Here is a 16,729-nt window from a genome sequence, read left to right as displayed (position 1 = left end):
TGGCAAACGGCAAAAACCAGTGATAAGATACTAATATTAGACAGAAAGGGGCAGGATGATGATTCCGGTCAAGATCTATATTGAATCGGTCATTCAATCGGAACCGGACCAGGAACCGGATGTGATCAAACAAGAAGTGAACGGCCGCTTTCAAGAAAAGGAAAACGGAGAGTGGATCCTGAAATACGAGGAAAACAGCGGAACCCGGGAGGAAGTGAAAACCTCCGTCAAGTCCATGCCGGAAAGAGTCACGATCATCCGGCAAGGCGCTGTTTCCTACCGGCAAAGTTACGAACCGGGGAAGACGTTGGGAAGCGTGGTTCACACACCTGCCGGGACCACGGAAATGGAAGTCACCACGTTGGCGTATGAGCGGAAACTTAAAGGGCAGGAAGGATGGATTGATTTTTCCTTTTTATTACATATGGGTCAACAAAATTTAGGAAAATACCAGTTGAGTTTACGGTGGATGGGAGGATCATGGAATGAGTCTGCTTGAGCAGAAAAAAGAGACGTTGAAACAGGAACTGAAACAAGCGGTGATTCAGTCCGGACTTGCTGAAGAAAAAGAGATTCCGGAGATTTTGCTGGAAGTGCCGAGGGAAAAAGAGCACGGGGATTGGGCCACCAACCTTGCCATGCAACTGACCAAAGTGGCACGCAGAAATCCGCGTGAAATCGCGGCCAAAATTGTGGAACACTTGGACAAAGAGAAGAATCACATTGAAAAAATCGAGATCGCAGGCCCCGGGTTCATCAATTTCTTCTTGGACCGCAGCTTTTTGGTCGATGTTTTGGATGAGATCGACCGCCAAAAAGAAAATTACGGACAATCCCCGGCCGGGAAGAACGAAAAAGTAAATGTCGAGTTTTGTTCCGCCAACCCGACCGGTTCCCTTCATTTGGGCCATGCCAGAGGCTCGGCGGTGGGCGATGCCTTGTGCAATCTGTTGGAAGCTGCCGGATATGATGTCACCCGTGAATATTACATCAATGATGCCGGAAACCAAATCCAAATGTTGGCTTTGTCGCTGGAAGCCCGTTATCTGGAACAGCTGGGGCAGCCCGTTTCCTTCCCGGAAAACGGTTATCGCGGGCAAGATATCGTCGACCTGGCCAAAGAGCTGGTGGAGAAAGAAGGCGACCGCCTGTTAAAGATCGACCGGGAAGAACGGATTCAAAAATTGCGTGAATACGGGAAAAAGCGCCTGCTTGACAAAATCCGGGAAGATTTGGCCAAATACCGTGTGGAATTTGACGTCTGGTTCAGCGAAACCTCGCTTTATGAATCGGGTGCCGTGGAAGAAACCCTGGAGGCGTTGAAGGAACGGGGTTACACCTATGAAAAGGACGGGGCTTTGTGGCTGAAGTCCACGGAATTTGGGGATGACAAAGACCGTGTCCTGATCAAAAAAGACGGTTCTTACACGTATTTAACCCCGGATATCGCTTATCACCGCAATAAATTCCACCGGGGATTCGACCGGTTGATCAATGTTTGGGGAGCCGACCACCATGGCTATATCGCCCGGATGAAAGCAGCGCTGGCTTCCTTGGGTTATAACCCGAATCAATTGGAAATCGTGATTACGCAAATGGTGAAATTGTTCCAAAACGGTGAACTGGTCAAGATGTCCAAACGGACCGGCAAAGCCGTGACACTTGTCGATTTGATGGAAGAAGTGGGAACGGACGCCGCCCGGTATTTTTTTGTCATGAGAAGTCCGGACACGCATTTGGATTTTGACATGGATTTGGCGGTTTCCAAGTCCAATGAAAACCCGGTTTACTATGTCCAATATGCCCATGCCCGGATGATGAGCGTGTTTCGCCAGGCGGAGGCAAAAGGCATCACTCCTTCCAGAGACCGCGAAGATTTGAAATTGCTCCGGGAGGAACAGGAATACGACTTGTTGGAGAAATTGGGAAGTTTTCCGGGCGAGATTGCTTCCTCGGCCGCACAGCTGGCCCCCCACAAGTTGGTTCGTTATCTGTATGAGTTGGCTTCCGACTTCCATCGTTATTACAACGCCCATCGCGTCATCAGCGATGATGTCAACCTGTCGCGGGCCAGACTGGCTTTGCTTCAAGGCATTGCCCAAGTGATCCGGAACGGATTAAATTTGATCGCAGTGGACGCACCGGAGCAAATGTAATGTTATACTAGCTAGAGGGGGAAATCCCTTCTGGCTTTTTTTATGCCATCATCACAGGGGTATTTTTCACATGTTGAATGAATGTTTGAAAAAATGTAACATTCTATCGCTGAAAACCGAGTTTTAATAGAGATGCTCAGACCTTTTTTCGTGGCTTGGGAATGAAAGAAATGATTTGGATAATAAACACTGCGATTAAGGAGATAGAATGATTATGGAAGGAATGAAGCTGGCGGAGAGATATGAGATCCTTCACTCTCTGGGCGGGGGCGGCATGGCGGTTGTATACAAGGCAAAGGACCTGGTGATTGACCGGTATGTTGCGATCAAAGTGATGAACAATTCGCTGATTCATGACCAGGATTTTGTCCGGCGCTTTATCCGGGAGGCGAAAGCGGCCGGCAGTTTGTCCCATCCCAATATTGTCAGTGTCTATGATGTGGGGCGGGAAGGTTCCATCTATTACATGGTGATGGAGTATGTGGACGGTCCGTCGTTGATTGACCTCATTAAAAAAGAAGGTCCTTTCCCGCCGGAAAAAGCGGTGAAAATTGCTTCACAGATATGTGACGGTTTGTCTCATGCCCATCGTCACGGGATTATTCACCGTGACATCAAACCGCACAATATTCTGGTCGGTTCCGACCAACGTTACAAGCTGACCGATTTCGGGATTTCGCATTTGCCCAGTGCCGCCACCGTCAAAACCAAAACTGGTTATGTCATGGGATCTGTTCATTATTTCTCCCCGGAACAAGCTTCAGGGAGAAAGGTGGACTACTCTTCGGATTTATATTCATTGGGAATCGTGATTTATGAGATGTTGACCAAAAAAGTTCCTTTTAACGGGGACAGTTCCATCTCCATTGCCTTGAAACATTTGCACGATCCGGTTCCGGACCCGACAACTTACAATCCGGATATTTCTGAATCGATGCGGCAAGTGCTGATGCGGGCGTTGGAAAAGGATCCGGAAAAACGGTACCAAACGGCAGTGGAATTGAAACACGCTTTGCAACAAGCCCTGGAAAAGCCGGATGCTTATATGTTGCCGGTGGACCGGCCGAAGAAGAAAAAATCAACCAAATTCAGCCCCAAAAAAATCGGGATCTTGTCCGGTGTGGCGGTTGTCGGACTTTTCCTGCTGACATTCGGCATCAAAATGATCGGGGAAACCAAGCAGGAAAAAAAGCCGGATCCTCCTTCATCCTCCCCGACGGTTTCGCAAACACCGGCAAACGAGTCGCGGCCTGAATGGAACCATAAATGGTGGAAGGAAATACCCAAAGAAGAAAAGACCGAAAGCAAAATGTTTCGTGATTTTGAGGTGAAGGGAGCCGACGGCGAGTACGAGGTGACCCTCAAAGTCAACAATGACCTTAAGGGACGGACTTTTTATTATGATATTTATGTGGTGGATGGATTCAGTTCTCGGTCGGTGTTAAACGGCCGTTCGGTCACCTTTCACAAAGACAAGGATCAAGATTTTACAACGGTGGATTTTGAAGTCAACATTCCCAAAGAAGCGATCATGCCCATATCGGGTGAGGGAATTGCCAAAATCACCATATACAGTCTCGACAAGAAATCAGAGAACCGGAAAGAAAAATACACCATCGACAATTTATTGCAGATGTGGGGAACGGTCCCCGAATCTGAAGGAGAGAAAAAATCCGATTGACAGGAGGGAAATCCCCTCCTGTTTTTTGTCCGGATAATGCGGTACAATGGATAGTGATGAATTTTAAGCACAATTCTGATTATTTTTCGGCACCAACCGCGGAAGGAGGAATTTGGTCTGATTCATACCCGCTTGTCCAAAAAAATGATTTGCCGGTTTCTGGATTGTTTGAATGAAGGGGTGCATATCGTGGATGCCCGGGGAATGACGGTCTTTTACAACAAAGCGGCTTCCAAGCTGGACGGGATGGAGATTGACGAAGTCATGGGCGTCCATGTGCTTGAGGCATTTCCCTCGTTGACACAGAAAACGAGTACACTTTTGAACGTGCTGCAAACGGGAAAATCCATCGAAGAAAAACAGCAGTCGTTTATGAACCGGAGAGGACAGAGGGTGCTGACCGTCAACCGCACCATTCCGCTCCGGGTCCGTGGGGAAGTGGTGGGAGCTGCTGAAATTTCGCGCGACATCACGCAGGTCAAGGAATTGTCCGACCAGGTGATTCACTTGCAAGAAAAAATGAACCCGACGCCTCGCCGCTTAACTTCAAAAAAACAATCCTTTTACCAGTTTGCCGATATTGTGACGCAAAACCCGGTTATGCTGAAGGAAATCGAGAAAGCCAAGCGGGCTGCGCAAACCAAATCTCCCGTTTTGGTGGTCGGTGAGACTGGAACCGGAAAGGAATTGTTTGTCCAATCGATTCACAGTGCCTCCGGTCGTGTGAAGGGGCCGTTCATTGTGCAAAATTGCGCGGCGATTCCGTCAACTTTGCTGGAGGGGATCTTATTTGGCACGGTGAAAGGAGCGTTTACAGGTTCCGAAGATCGCCCGGGATTATTCGAATTGGCAGATGGAGGAACGTTGTTCCTGGATGAAATCCAATCGATGCCGATTGAGTTGCAGGCCAAATTATTGCGGGCACTCGAGGAAGGCGGTGTCCGGCGCGTCGGGGATGCGAGATTCCGTTCGGTGGATGTGCGGATAATTGTGGCGACCAACGAAGATCTGCTCATCAGCATGCAAAAAGGAAAGTTGAGAAAAGACTTGTACTACCGCATCCATGTGGTGGGAATTCATCTTCCTCCTTTGCGGGAGCGAAAAGACGACATCCCATGTTTGACCCGTTATTTTTTCAGGAAGTTAAAGGCCGAAATCGATTCGCCGGCCGGAGAAATCGACGATGAAGTGTTCCGGCTGTTCCATCAGTACCATTGGCCCGGAAATGTCAGGGAGTTGGCACATACCATTGAAGGGGCTTTGACGTTGGCGACCGAAAAAAAACTGAGCGTCGACCATCTGCCCGCCCATTTCAAAAACAGAAAATCCGATGCCGGGATCCAATTATCAACTTTATTCAAAGAAAACAGCAAGTCGCTGCGGGAAGTGGTGAGAGAAGTGGAGACCCGGTTGATCCGGCAGGCGATGAAAGAAACCGGAGGCAATGTGTTAAAAGCAGCCCGCCGGTTGGGGATTCCGCGCCAGACCCTGCAATACAAATTGAAGAAAATCAACTCGGTTTAAAAAGTGCCCAAAAATGGGCTTTTTTTTATGTTAAAAAACCCGGGATGCCCCGTGTTTTCGGTTGGCACCGGATTTGCATGAATAAAGGGCGAGAGGAGGGAACGACTTGATTTATCCGAAAGGCCACCCCTATGGTTTGCATCGTGTGATGGAACCGGCCGGCGCGTTGCCGCAACCGGCTTGGAAGCTGAATGCGGATCCGATGGTTTATGACAATGAACTGCTGATTGAAGTGGATTGCTTAAACATTGATTCCGCTTCTTTTCAGCAATTGAAAGAAGAAGCACGCCATGACGCCGGCAAGGTGGAAGAACAGATTTTGTCCATTGTTTCCCGACGCGGTAAAATGCACAATCCGGTGACGGGATCCGGCGGCATGTTGATCGGCACGGTGCAAGAGGCCGGCCCCCGTTTTCCATCCCGTGACGTCAAAAAAGGGATGAAAATTGCCACCTTGGTATCCCTGACACTGACGCCGCTTCACATCGAAAAAATCAAAAAAATACACATGGATACCGGTCAAGTCGAAATCAAGGGGCGGGCCGTCCTGTTTGCAAGCGGACCATTTGCCCTTTTGCCGGATGACATCCCGGAAAAAGTGGCACTGGCTGTGTTGGATGTATGTGGTGCCCCTGCCCAAACGGCCCGTCTGGTCCGGCCGCAGGACCGGGTGGTGGTGCTGGGAGCCGGCGGAAAGTCGGGGATGCTCAGTTTGTATCAGGCATGGAAAAAAGCGGGCAAGTCCGGGCAAGTGATCGCCATTGAGGCCAGCGAAAAGGCATGTCGGGAAATCCGTTCCCTTGGGCTGGTCCATGAAGTGATCCGGTTGAATGCCACGGATCCGATGGCGGTTTATGAGGCGGTTCACAAAGCCACCTTCGGGAAGCTGGCTGATTTGACCATCAACTGTGTCAACGCTTGTGATACGGAGCTTTCCTCCATTTTGGCCACCCGGGATCAAGGATTGGTTTATTTCTTCAGCATGGCGGTACAGTTTACCAAAGCAGCTTTGGGAGCCGAAGGAATGGGCAAGGACGTGCAAATGATGATTGGAAACGGCTATGCTCCCGGGCACGCAACGTTGGCTTTTCAGTCTCTTCGGGAATGTGACCGGTTGTTTCAAGCTTTTGCCAAACGCTATCAATGAAAGGGGTCGGAGACAGATGAGAGATTGGCGTGAGATCGAACTGTGGAAAGATGTGACGGAGGAACAGTGGAATGACTGGCTGTGGCAACTGACGCACACCATCCGCACGTTTGAAGACTTAAGCAAGGTGATCCGTTTGACGCCGGAAGAGATCGAAGGGGTGAAGATCTCCAAACAGACCATTCCGCTGAATATCACGCCGTATTATGCACTGTTGATGGATCCCGATGATCCGCAAGATCCCATCCGGATGCAATCGGTGCCGGTTTCTGCCGAATTGGACCGCACTCCTTACGACATGGAAGATCCGCTGTTGGAAGATACCGATTCCCCCGTCCCCGGATTGACCCATCGTTATCCGGACCGGGTCCTGTTTTTGATCACCAACCAATGCTCCATGTATTGCCGCTATTGTACGCGCCGCCGCTTTTCCGGGCAAATCGGGATGGGCGTTCCCAAAAAACAGATGGATGCCTGCCTCGACTACATCCGAAACACACCCGAGGTCAGGGACGTGCTGTTATCCGGGGGAGACGGATTATTGGTCAACGACCGGATTTTGGAGTATTTGCTGAAAAACCTGCGCGAAATTCCCCATGTGGAAATCATCCGGATCGGAACCAGGGCCCCGGTTGTTTTCCCGCAACGGATCACTGAAAATTTGTGCAATATCTTAAAGAAATACCATCCGGTATGGCTGAACACGCATTTTAACCATCCGAAGGAAATCACGCCGGAAGCCAAACGGGCTTGTGAAATGTTGGCGGATGCAGGGGTGCCGCTGGGGAATCAGTCCGTGATTCTGGCCGGGGTCAATGACTGTCCGCATATCATGAAAAAATTGATGCATGAGTTGGTGAAAATCCGTGTCCGGCCTTATTACATTTACCAATGCGATTTATCGGAAGGCATCGGGCACTTCAGAACTCCTGTTTCCAAAGGATTGGAAATCATCGAGTATTTGCGGGGGCATACTTCCGGTTATGCCGTTCCCACGTTTGTGGTGGATGCCCCGGGAGGAGGAGGCAAAATTCCGCTCAGCCCGAATTATCTGATCTCGCAAAGCACCGAAAAAACCGTTTTGCGCAATTTTGAAGGAGTGATCACCAGTTATCCCGAGCCGACCCATTACCAACCACATAACAAAGAAGAATGTGAATACTGCAGAGCAGCCGGGGAGCAAGTGGGAATCGCCGCTTTGATGAACGATGAACGGATCAATCTGGAACCGAAACAATTGACACGGGAAGACCGGCGTGTCCATCCGTCTTAAGGAACCGGCCATGGGCTTAAAAATGGATATCTCCTCCTTGTCTGTCATCGGACTGTCCAAAAACGCCGGAAAAACAACCGTGTTGAATGCGTTGATCCGCGATGCCCCCAAGGCCGGTGTGCTTGGGATATTAAGCATGGGCGTGGACGGGGAGAAACATGATGCCATAAGCGGCAGGGAAAAGCCTTTGATCCGGGTGAGGGAGAATATGCTGGTGGCCACTTCCGCTCACTGGTTGAACCGTCAACCGGGGCACTGGGAAGTGATTCAATCCTGCGGAATCCAATCGGTGATGGGGGAAGTGTTCATTGCCCGCGCCAAACGGGAGGGACCGGTTCTGTTGGCAGGTCTTCCTTCCAAAAGCGGGGCGGAACGGGCGATGGAGTTTTTGAGGCAGGCCGGTGCACAAAAAATCCTGTTGGACGGGGCTTATGACCGAAGATCGCCGTCCAGTCCCCAACTGACCGATGCAACCATTCTCGTCATCGGGGCTTCCCTTGATCCAAATTTTGCAGAGGTCCTCCGCAAAGCCGGGGAATGGAGCCGCTTGCTGCGCTTGAAGGCATGCAGCCATTTTCCGGAACAAAAAGCCGGAGCCTTGGCTTTGGAAAAAAAGCGGGTGGTCGGAGTTCTCCGCAACCGCATCGAACTGCTTCCTTTCACCGGTTTGTTTTCCGTCCGGGAGGACGGAGAATGGTTGCAAAAAGAATGGCAGGCACTGGCGATCAGCGGAGCGTTGACCGATCGGATGTTGCAAACTTTTCTCCGCTCCCGGAGGGCCGTCCGCATCATCGTTCCGGACATTACGCATTTATTTGTCAGTATGCCGGTGCTTCGCCGTTTTTACAAGCAAGGAGGGGAGATTCGCGTCCTGAAACCGATCCGTCTCCTTCAGGTGGCCGTCAACCCGGAATCGCCGGACGGATATTCCTTTCCCCCCGGGGAAATGAAAGAAAAAATCGGCCGCCTTTTCTTTCCCGTCCCCGTGGTGGATGTGATGAGGGACCGGCATGAGCAGGGAGTGTGGTGTGATGTTTTGTGATGAGCGTACTGCCAAAGAAATCGGCCTCTCGGTTTGCCTGGACTTGTTTCAGCCGCTCACCCCTTACGGAAGAGAGCAAAAGGATTGCCGGCCGTTTTTGCCGGGAGAGGAAGAAGCCTGGCAGCAATGTTTACAAGAGCAAGCAGAGATCAAAAAGCAATTTGACGCTTTTTCCATACGGGAACCGGTTCATGCCCTTCTCACCGAAATCCCGGACATTTCCTCTGTATTACGGAAACTGGAGGAGTTCCGGTTATTGGACTTGACCGAATGGTTCCAACTGAAAACCTTTTTATACAGCACGCAGAAGCTCCATTCGCTGTTGAAACAAACCACGCTCTTCCGCATGATTCTCAAAAACAAAGCGATGGAAAAGCGGTGCGAAAAGGCTTTTCTCCTTTTAAATCCCGCCAAAACGCACACATCTTCTTTTTGGTTTGATGATGCCTATGATGACCGTTTGAGAGAAGCCAGAAAAACGCTCAGGAAATTGCAGGCAAAAGTCAAACGGGATCAGGAACAAAAGGCGGTAAGGATTGCGGAAAAAACCGGGCAAACTTGCAACCGGTTTGGAGAATGGGTGGTGCCCCGGGATACAGAAGGGGACCGGTTGTTAAAAGAAGAGGCGGAATTGATGCTGGTTCGGCAAACGTCCCATGAATCGGTTTACCGCTTAAAAAACGAGCATCCCTTGTCGTGTGAAATTGCCGCATGGGAAGAACAGATCGCCCGGATCGAACAGGAAATCAACTGGTGGTTGGTAAAAGAACTGGTCCCGTTGGTCCCGGATTTCCGTGAATGGATGGTTCACATCACCCGGCTTGATCTGCAATGGGCCCGGATCCGGGCGGCCGAACACTGGCAAGGAGTCCGCCCGCGCTGGTCCAAAAATCAATTCCGGGTGAAAGGCGCTTTCCATCCTGCCTTGGAGCAAAAGCTGAACGAACGCGGACAATCCATGACCCGTGTGGATTGTTCCATCCGGCGCGGGGTGACGGTGATCATCGGCCCCAATATGGGGGGGAAAACGGTCGGATTAAAAACATTCGGGTTGATTGCTGTCTTGGCGCAATACGGATTTTTTGTCCCGGCTGCCGCCTGTGACATGCCTTTGTTTTCCTGGGTTGCCGGTTTGATCGGTGACGGACAGGGAATCCGGCAAGGGCTAAGCCGTTTTGGTGCAGAAATGGTCCGGTTTCGTGAGTTTTTACAGCTTCCGGGAACGGGACTGTTGTTGTTGGATGAAACGGGAAGCGGAACCAATCCGGTGGAAGGAGGGGCATTGGCCCGGGCCGTCACGGCTTTTCTTGCCAAAGAGCGGCACTATTCCGTGCATGTGACGCATTATCAGGAGGTGCTGGAAGTCAAAGGCATCCGCCTGTACCAAGTGGCCGGGATTTCTAGGCGGATGGCCGAAGCCGGTGCATTTCTTCCCGATGCTCTTGAAAAAAGGATGGATTACCGGCTGATCCCGGTCAAAGAGGGACGAAAAAGCATCCCGCATGAAGCCATCCGGATTGCTGAAGCCATTGGTCTGCCTCCCGAAATCATCCGGATGGCCAAACAACAAGCGGGGGAGAAAGCGGGGGAGGAACAGTGAATAAATTGAGGCTGGATCCTGAGAAAATCGCGCGTGCGCGTCAAGCGGCCAAAAAGATCGCCACCCAAGTGGACCGGTTGGTTTCCGATCACACCACGGTTGCGGTGGAACGGACGGTTTTGCGTTGTTTTGGAATCGACGGGGTGAATGAAGATGGAGTGCCGCTGGCCAATGTGGTTGTGGATCACTTGCTGGAAAGAGGACAATTGGAAACGGGTGCCGCTTATTGGGTTTTAAATGCGATGGTGATCAACGGGTGTTCGGCGCAGTATGTCGCGGAACAAGTGGCGGAGGGAAAATGGGATTTGGTGCAACTCCGCCGTGCCCCCTTGGCTGAGATTCAGGAAAAAGGAAAGCAAATGTCCGCTCTGGCTCTGGATGAGATTTGGAAAAACCGGATGGTGCGACAGCAGTGGACCGGGAAAACCGGGGAGAGAAAAAATCCTTATTTGTATGTGATCGTGGCAACCGGCGACATCTACGAAGATGTTGTGCAGGCCAAGTCTGCGGCCCGCCAGGGGGCGGATATTATCGCCGTGATCCGCAGCACGGGTCAGAGTTTGCTGGACTATGTGCCTTATGGCGCGACACGGGAAGGGTACGGGGGGACGTTTGCCACCCAGGAGAATTTCCGGATCATGCGGAAAGCGCTGGATGAAGTCAGCCGGGAAGAGGGGCGGTATATTTATCTGTGCAATTATTGCTCGGGGTTATGCATGCCGGAAATTGCCGCCATGGGAGCGTTTGAGCGGTTGGATGTTATGCTGAATAATGCCCTGTACGGGATTTTGTTCAGGGATATCAACATGCAGCGAACCCTGATCGACCAATCGTTTTCCCGCATGATCAACAGTTATGCCGGCATCATGATCAATACCGGGGAAGACAATTATTTGACAACAGCCGATGCCGTAAAAAGCGCGCATACCGTGCTGGCGTCGCAATTCATCAATGAACAGTTGGCGCTGTTGTCGGGACTTCCCCCGGAGCAAATGGGACTCGGCCATGCGTTTGAAATGAATCCGGATTTGGAAGACGGGTTGCTGTGGGAAATTGCCCAGGCCCAGATGGCAAGGCAAATCTTTCCCAATGCCCCCTTGAAGTATATGCCGCCGACCAAACACATGACCGGAAATATTTTTAAGGGCCATATCCAAAATGCACTGTTTAATTTGGTCGGCATCATGACGAACCAAGGGGTGCAATTGCTTGGCATGATGACCGAAGCCATGCATACACCACATATCCATGACCGGCAACTGGCCATCGAAAATGCCCGGTACATTTTCCGCAATGCCCGCCATTTGGGAGAAGAAATCTGCTTCCGGCCAGGGGGGCGCATCGAACAAAGAGCCTGCCATGTTTTGGAGGAAGCGATGAAACTATTGGAAGAAATTCGTGAAACCGGCTTGTTTTATGCTTTGGAAAAAGGCATGTTTGCCGATGTGAAACGGTCAAGGACCGGAGGAAAGGGGCTGGAAGGGGTTCTCAAAAAAAGCCGTGACTATTATAACCCGATTGAAGCGGAACTCCGGTTGCGTCTCGGATTGAAACCAAGGGAGGGGATTGGACGTTGAAGGCGGATTTGACCCGTGTGAAACCGTATGGCGACATACTGAGTGACGGCATGGTCCAGCTGAGTTTCAGCATGCCGGTTCCGTATGGTGAAGAAGCCCGGGAAGCAGCCAGACAACTGGCGATGAAAATGGGGCTGGATGAACCGCAAGTGTACCATATGAAAGACCTGACGGAAGGCTTCACTTTCTTCATCGTTTACGGAAAATGCCGCCATGCCGTTGATTTCACGGCCATCCGGGTTCCGAAAGTGGACAGTGTCCGCATGGATTTTGATCAGATCAATCAGTATATCCGGGAGAACATCGGAAGGAAAGTGGTTGTGGTCGGGGCGTGCACCGGAACGGACGCACACACGGTCGGCATTGACGCGATCATGAATATGAAAGGTTATCACGGGGAATACGGACTGGAACGGTATCCGGAAATCGAGGCTTACAATCTGGGAAGCCAGGTTGAAAACGAAGTGTTGATGGAAGAAGCTTTAAAGAAAAAGGCCGATGTGATTTTGGTTTCCCAAGTGGTGACCCAAAAAGGGGCCCACATCCAAACGCTTACCGGGTTGGTGGAATTGATGGAAGCGGAAGGGGTGCGGGACCGGTTTATCCTGATATGCGGAGGCCCCCGCATTCATCATGAACTGGCTTTGGAGTTGGGGTTTGATGCCGGTTTCGGCCCCGGCACATTGGCCCCGGATGTCGCTTCGTACTTTGTGCAGGAACTGGTTCGCCGCCAAAACCGGTCCCGGATGTTGTAAAAGGCTGACGCCAGCGCCAGCCTTTTTCTTTAAAACGAAAATTCGGGAGGAGACAAGGGGATTTCATTTTCCTGGTAAACTTTTCTTACATAGACCAGATAGTAGGATCGGAACTCCTTGTTGTTTAAGGGATGAATTTCAATCAATTCTTTTTTCTCCAACTGTTCCATGGCAAAGGAAACACGCGAATAGGGAAAATCCATTTCCTTGGCCAACCGGAAATGGTTGATAATCAGCCCCCGTGGCGGAATATTCACTCTGAAAATGGTATCTTTTTTAGCGACAGGAGAGGCCAAGCGGCTCAGTTCGTAGTAAACGAATCGTTCCATCGGAGGGAGTTTGTCAACGACAGAATACGGGATTTGAAAAGAATGAGGCTTCATATTCTCTCTCTCCTATTCTATATAAACTTAATAATCAAACGGGATGCCACTGGCTTTAATCTCTTGAAAAGAGGATGGAGGTACATTTTGACTCGACAGCATCCGGGAATTTTTCACGGGAGAAAGATCTTTGGCAGGTTGCAATTGGCCCATGCAATAGGCAAACAACAGGTTTTTGACAAGTCCGGAAAAGTTGATGTCTTCCCGGTCTGCCAACTTGAGCAGTTCCAGTTCCACCGCATCTTCGGTATTAAAGGAAACTTGTCTTCTTTCCCTCTTTTTATATTCCCTCATTCACCGAGCGTCTCCTTTCCCAGTGCATAATAACCGAGTGCATTGGCATATTGCGGATTGCCAAAACTGGTGGCGTGGATGAAACCCACATGTTTGAAGGGCTCCACCAATTCCGTTGCCTTTCCGCCGATCAACTCGACCACATCGGTCGTGGACCACATTCCTCCCAAATGTCCGACGATCATGGCCGCCATTTCCTCCGGATCGGCTTCCCGCACATTATCCCATCCTTTTGGCAACGTTCCGCTCTCCCGGTCAATAAAAATCCCGTCTTTAAACGTGGCATAGTTTGTCGTCCGGGCTCCCGGATCCACGATACGCACCGTTCCCATGCGCCGGTGCACCCAATAGGCCGCTCCTCCCTCAATGGTGATCGCGGCTTTGGTGATATTGATCTTTCGATATGTACCGTTTAAGACCACTTCGTGCTCTCCCTCCAACTTGGCACGAAGCCTCGCTCTTTCTTCCTCTTTATACATGTTGATCGGCACGCCGGTGACTAATTTTACATCCCCGATCGCTCCTGCTTTAAACAAAGCCGTCAGGATCAACAATACCGTTTCCACATTGACTTTGCTTTCGGTCATCATCTGTCTTGTGAAAGACCCTTCCCGCTCTGCCAGTTGCCCGATAAAATATTCCTTCCCTTGATACCGGAGCTCGATATCTTCCTCCAATGTCTGTACAAATGTTCTTTTTCTCGCTTTTGAAACTTTACTTGGAAATGAGAATTTTTGGTTTCCCGTTACTGTTTTTACAAAGGCACGTCCTGCATCCACCGCTATTAACATAAAAACGCCTCCTGCATCATTTTTGGCAAACGGAACAAGTGTCATTCGATTCGTCTGTCCGGGGACTTCAGTCCGGACAAAAGTCAACGAAATGGAAAATCAGGTTGCCGTTTGTCATGACTCAAGTCTGCATAAACGGAATAGAAATGTCCATAGTCCGGACCATGGTCTATTATAGCGCAAAAAAACGGCTTGGAGCATGAAAATATGCTAAAATTGAATAAATATCCATGGAAATGGATGAAGCTGGTTTTGATAAAAATTAATGAATGACTGCTCAGTTTATGATAGAATGTAAACAAACTGAATTTAAAGTAATTTTTGTGTGTTTGCAAAATCTTTTTTCTGAATTAACATAAATAATGGAAAGGAGAGAAAAGGATGTCGATGCTGCAAATTGTGAACCTCTTGGTCTTTTTAGGAGTTACCGCTTATGCCGTATACTTATTTGCCAGTGTTGTATATCGTCGGTATCAATATGTGAAATTGGGAAAGCCGGCCGATTTGGAGGTGGATTTAAAAACCGGAATCAATCAAGTGCTGGTAAACGTTTTTGGACAAAAGAAGCTGCTCAAGGATAAAAAAAGCGGGTTCATGCATGTATTGATGTTTTACGGTTTTATTATCATTCAATTTGGAGCGATTGATTTATTCATCAAAGGTTTGGCACCGGGACATCATCTTCCCGTGCCGGCATATCCGTTTTTTCTGTTCTTGCAGGAACTGACGACATTCATCGTCTTGTTGGCCACCCTTTATGCTTTCTACCGGCGTTATATTGAAAAATTGCCCCGGTTGAAAAGAGGTTTTAAATCCGGTCTTGTGATTATTTTTCTGACCTTATTGATGTCTTCCATTTTATTGTCCGCGGCCTTTGAAAAATTGTGGGCCGGCGAGGGGGTCACTTGGTACACCCCGTTTTCTTCCATCCTTGCCATGCCGTTTATGGATTGGATGAGTGCGGAGGCCGCCAAGGTGATGTTTTACGTTTTCTGGTGGATGCATGCCTTGGTCTTGCTAACTTTCTTGGTCTACGTTCCCCAATCCAAACACTTCCATTTGTTGGTGGCGCCGGTGAATGTTTTCTTGAAACAAAAACAGAAGCAGGCACCATCCAAGTTGTCTTTAATCGATTTTGAAGATGAATCCATCGAAGAATACGGGAAAGGAAAAATTGAAGACTTCAGCCAAAACCAATTGATCGATTTGTATGCCTGTGTTGAGTGCGGGCGTTGCACCAATATGTGTCCGGCTGCCGGAACGGGAAAAATGTTGTCTCCCATGGATTTGATCGTCAAAATGAGGGACCATTTGACCGCCAAAGGGGCAGCCATTACTTCCAAAAGCCCCTGGGTTCCGGGATTTGCCTTTGCCGGGGCGAATCAACAAGCTTTAAACACCGGGGAAGTCAATCTGATCGGGGATGTGATCACCGAGCAGGAATTATGGGCTTGCACCACTTGCCGCAACTGTGAAGACCAATGCCCGGTGATGAATGAGCATGTGGATAAAATTATTGACATGCGCCGTTACCTTGTGATGACGGAAGGGAAAATGAGCCCCGAAGTTTCACGGACTTTCTCGAACATTGAACGTCAGGGGAACCCTTGGGGAATCAGCCGGAAAGACCGGGCCAAATGGATTGAAAATTCGGATGTCCCCGTTCCGACCGTCAAAGAAGAAAAAGAATTCGAGTACCTCTTCTTTGTGGGTTCAATGGGGTCTTATGACAACCGCAGTCAGAAAATCAGCCGGGCTTTGGTGAAATTATTGAATCATGCAGGTGTGAAATTTGCCATTCTCGGGAATAAAGAGAAAAACTCGGGTGACACCCCCCGCCGTCTGGGAAATGAATTTTTGTTCCAACAATTGGCGATGGACAACATTGCTTTGTTCCAAAAGCATAAAGTGAAAAAAATTATTACGATTGATCCTCATGCCTATAATGCCTTTAAAAAAGAATATCCCGATCTTGGGTTGGAAGCGGAAGTATATCACCACACGGAAGTGTTGGCCGAACTCTTGAAACAAGGACGGATCAAGCCGACCAAAGAAGTGAAAGAACGTGTGACATACCATGATTCCTGCTATCTTGGAAGATATAACGGGGTGTTTGATCCCCCGCGTTATATCCTGAATCAAATCCCGGGCATCGAGCTGGTGGAAATGAAACGAAACAGAGAAAACGGCATGTGCTGCGGAGCCGGCGGAGGATTGATGTGGCTGGAGGAAACCGAAGGGGTGCGCGTGAATGTCGCCCGTACCGAGCAGGCGCTTGAAGTGAACCCGACCGTGATCGGAAGTGCTTGCCCTTATTGCTTGACAATGTTGTCCGACGGAACCAAAGCCAAAGAAGTTGAAGACACAGTGCAAACCATGGATGTTGCTGAAATTTTGGCTCTTTCCATTGAGGATGAGCCGGGAGAAGTGGCAGAAGGCGTCCATTGATCAACAACGGGAAAGCGAATATGGGAAGAAAACTTCCTGTATTCGCTGTCTTCTTCTT

At 49.7% G+C, this 16,729-nt stretch carries 14 protein-coding genes; 11 read left to right on the top strand and 3 right to left on the bottom strand.

The window, feature by feature from the left end; all coding sequences use genetic code 11:
- Positions 1-58: 58 nt before the first annotated feature.
- The 10 genes from I8U23_RS08330 to kamE all read left to right on the top strand — a co-directional run bounded on the left by I8U23_RS08330 (position 59) and on the right by kamE (position 12,755).
- Complete coding sequence (locus I8U23_RS08330) at positions 59-499, top strand: YwiB family protein (protein ID WP_037996352.1); 441 nt, start codon at positions 59-61, stop codon at positions 497-499.
- Positions 486-2,156, top strand: coding sequence for an arginine--tRNA ligase (gene argS / locus I8U23_RS08325; protein WP_049720730.1), 1,671 nt, complete (start codon positions 486-488; stop codon positions 2,154-2,156). The genes I8U23_RS08330 and argS overlap by 14 nt, the downstream gene beginning before the upstream one ends.
- A 214-nt stretch (positions 2,157-2,370) precedes the next feature.
- Entirely contained in the window at positions 2,371-3,837 is a 1,467-nt protein-coding gene (locus I8U23_RS08320; RefSeq protein WP_049720729.1) for a protein kinase domain-containing protein, read from the top strand.
- Positions 3,838-3,981: 144 nt separating this feature from the next.
- On the top strand, positions 3,982-5,361 hold the full coding sequence (locus I8U23_RS08315) for a sigma-54 interaction domain-containing protein (protein ID WP_037995820.1): 1,380 nt from the start codon (positions 3,982-3,984) through the stop codon (positions 5,359-5,361).
- A 106-nt stretch (positions 5,362-5,467) separates the two neighbouring features.
- Positions 5,468-6,508, top strand: coding sequence for an L-erythro-3,5-diaminohexanoate dehydrogenase (gene kdd, locus I8U23_RS08310; RefSeq protein ID WP_232335487.1), 1,041 nt, complete (start codon positions 5,468-5,470; stop codon positions 6,506-6,508).
- A 16-nt stretch (positions 6,509-6,524) separates the two neighbouring features.
- The gene (gene kamA / locus I8U23_RS08305) at positions 6,525-7,781 is read left to right on the top strand and encodes a lysine 2,3-aminomutase (protein ID WP_049720728.1); all 1,257 of its coding nucleotides are present in this window, start codon (positions 6,525-6,527) and stop codon (positions 7,779-7,781) included.
- On the top strand, positions 7,765-8,823 hold the full coding sequence (kamB, locus tag I8U23_RS08300; protein WP_049720727.1) for a lysine 5,6-aminomutase reactivase subunit KamB: 1,059 nt from the start codon (positions 7,765-7,767) through the stop codon (positions 8,821-8,823). The genes kamA and kamB overlap by 17 nt, the downstream gene beginning before the upstream one ends.
- Positions 8,792-10,423, top strand: coding sequence for a lysine 5,6-aminomutase reactivase ATPase KamC (kamC, locus tag I8U23_RS08295; RefSeq protein ID WP_082240680.1), 1,632 nt, complete (start codon positions 8,792-8,794; stop codon positions 10,421-10,423). The genes kamB and kamC overlap by 32 nt, the downstream gene beginning before the upstream one ends.
- Positions 10,420-12,000 (top strand): lysine 5,6-aminomutase subunit alpha, encoded by a 1,581-nt coding sequence (kamD, locus tag I8U23_RS08290; RefSeq protein ID WP_198050903.1) that lies wholly within the window; start codon positions 10,420-10,422, stop codon positions 11,998-12,000. The genes kamC and kamD overlap by 4 nt, the downstream gene beginning before the upstream one ends.
- Entirely contained in the window at positions 11,997-12,755 is a 759-nt protein-coding gene (gene kamE / locus I8U23_RS08285) for a lysine 5,6-aminomutase subunit beta (RefSeq protein ID WP_198050902.1), read from the top strand. Before kamD ends, kamE begins: the two co-directional genes overlap by 4 nt.
- Before the next feature lie 29 nt (positions 12,756-12,784).
- Here kamE and I8U23_RS08280 read toward each other — a convergent pair whose 3' ends face one another.
- Genes I8U23_RS08280 through I8U23_RS08270 form a run of 3 tightly spaced genes read right to left on the bottom strand, consistent with a single transcriptional unit; the run spans position 12,785 to position 14,223 of the window.
- A complete protein-coding gene (locus tag I8U23_RS08280) occupies positions 12,785-13,138 on the bottom strand; it encodes a hypothetical protein (protein WP_037995800.1) in 354 nt (117 codons plus the stop codon).
- Positions 13,139-13,165: 27 nt separating this feature from the next.
- Complete coding sequence (locus I8U23_RS08275) at positions 13,166-13,432, bottom strand: hypothetical protein (RefSeq protein WP_037995798.1); 267 nt, start codon at positions 13,430-13,432, stop codon at positions 13,166-13,168.
- A complete protein-coding gene (locus I8U23_RS08270; RefSeq protein ID WP_037995795.1) occupies positions 13,429-14,223 on the bottom strand; it encodes a ParM/StbA family protein in 795 nt (264 codons plus the stop codon). Before I8U23_RS08270 ends, I8U23_RS08275 begins: the two co-directional genes overlap by 4 nt.
- Positions 14,224-14,604: 381 nt before the next feature.
- On the opposite strand from I8U23_RS08270, the gene I8U23_RS08265 reads away from it, so the two are divergent.
- A complete protein-coding gene (locus tag I8U23_RS08265; protein WP_037995794.1) occupies positions 14,605-16,671 on the top strand; it encodes a (Fe-S)-binding protein in 2,067 nt (688 codons plus the stop codon).
- The last annotated feature ends 58 nt before the right edge of the window (positions 16,672-16,729 follow it).

Origin of the sequence: Thermoactinomyces sp. CICC 10735, from assembly GCF_016055175.1 — a bacterium.
GTDB classification, from domain to species: Bacteria; Bacillota; Bacilli; order Thermoactinomycetales; family Thermoactinomycetaceae; genus Thermoactinomyces; species Thermoactinomyces vulgaris.
Note: the sequence above shows the minus strand (reverse complement) of the source record. Positions and strands in the feature narration are given on the sequence as shown.

Bases quoted from the DNA above. Each gene is read 5' to 3' on its own strand.
- I8U23_RS08330 (WP_037996352.1), top strand. From the start codon at position 59: ATGATTCCGGTCAAGATCTATATTGAATCGGTCATTCAATCGGAACCG.
- argS (WP_049720730.1), top strand. From the start codon at position 486: ATGAGTCTGCTTGAGCAGAAAAAAGAGACGTTGAAACAGGAACTGAAA.
- I8U23_RS08320 (WP_049720729.1), top strand. From the start codon at position 2,371: ATGGAAGGAATGAAGCTGGCGGAGAGATATGAGATCCTTCACTCTCTG.
- I8U23_RS08315 (WP_037995820.1), top strand. From the start codon at position 3,982: ATGATTTGCCGGTTTCTGGATTGTTTGAATGAAGGGGTGCATATCGTG.
- kamA (WP_049720728.1), top strand. From the start codon at position 6,525: ATGAGAGATTGGCGTGAGATCGAACTGTGGAAAGATGTGACGGAGGAA.
- kamC (WP_082240680.1), top strand. From the start codon at position 8,792: ATGAGCAGGGAGTGTGGTGTGATGTTTTGTGATGAGCGTACTGCCAAA.
- I8U23_RS08280 (WP_037995800.1), bottom strand. From the start codon at position 13,138: ATGAAGCCTCATTCTTTTCAAATCCCGTATTCTGTCGTTGACAAACTC.
- I8U23_RS08275 (WP_037995798.1), bottom strand. From the start codon at position 13,432: ATGAGGGAATATAAAAAGAGGGAAAGAAGACAAGTTTCCTTTAATACC.
- I8U23_RS08270 (WP_037995795.1), bottom strand. From the start codon at position 14,223: ATGTTAATAGCGGTGGATGCAGGACGTGCCTTTGTAAAAACAGTAACG.
- I8U23_RS08265 (WP_037995794.1), top strand. From the start codon at position 14,605: ATGTCGATGCTGCAAATTGTGAACCTCTTGGTCTTTTTAGGAGTTACC.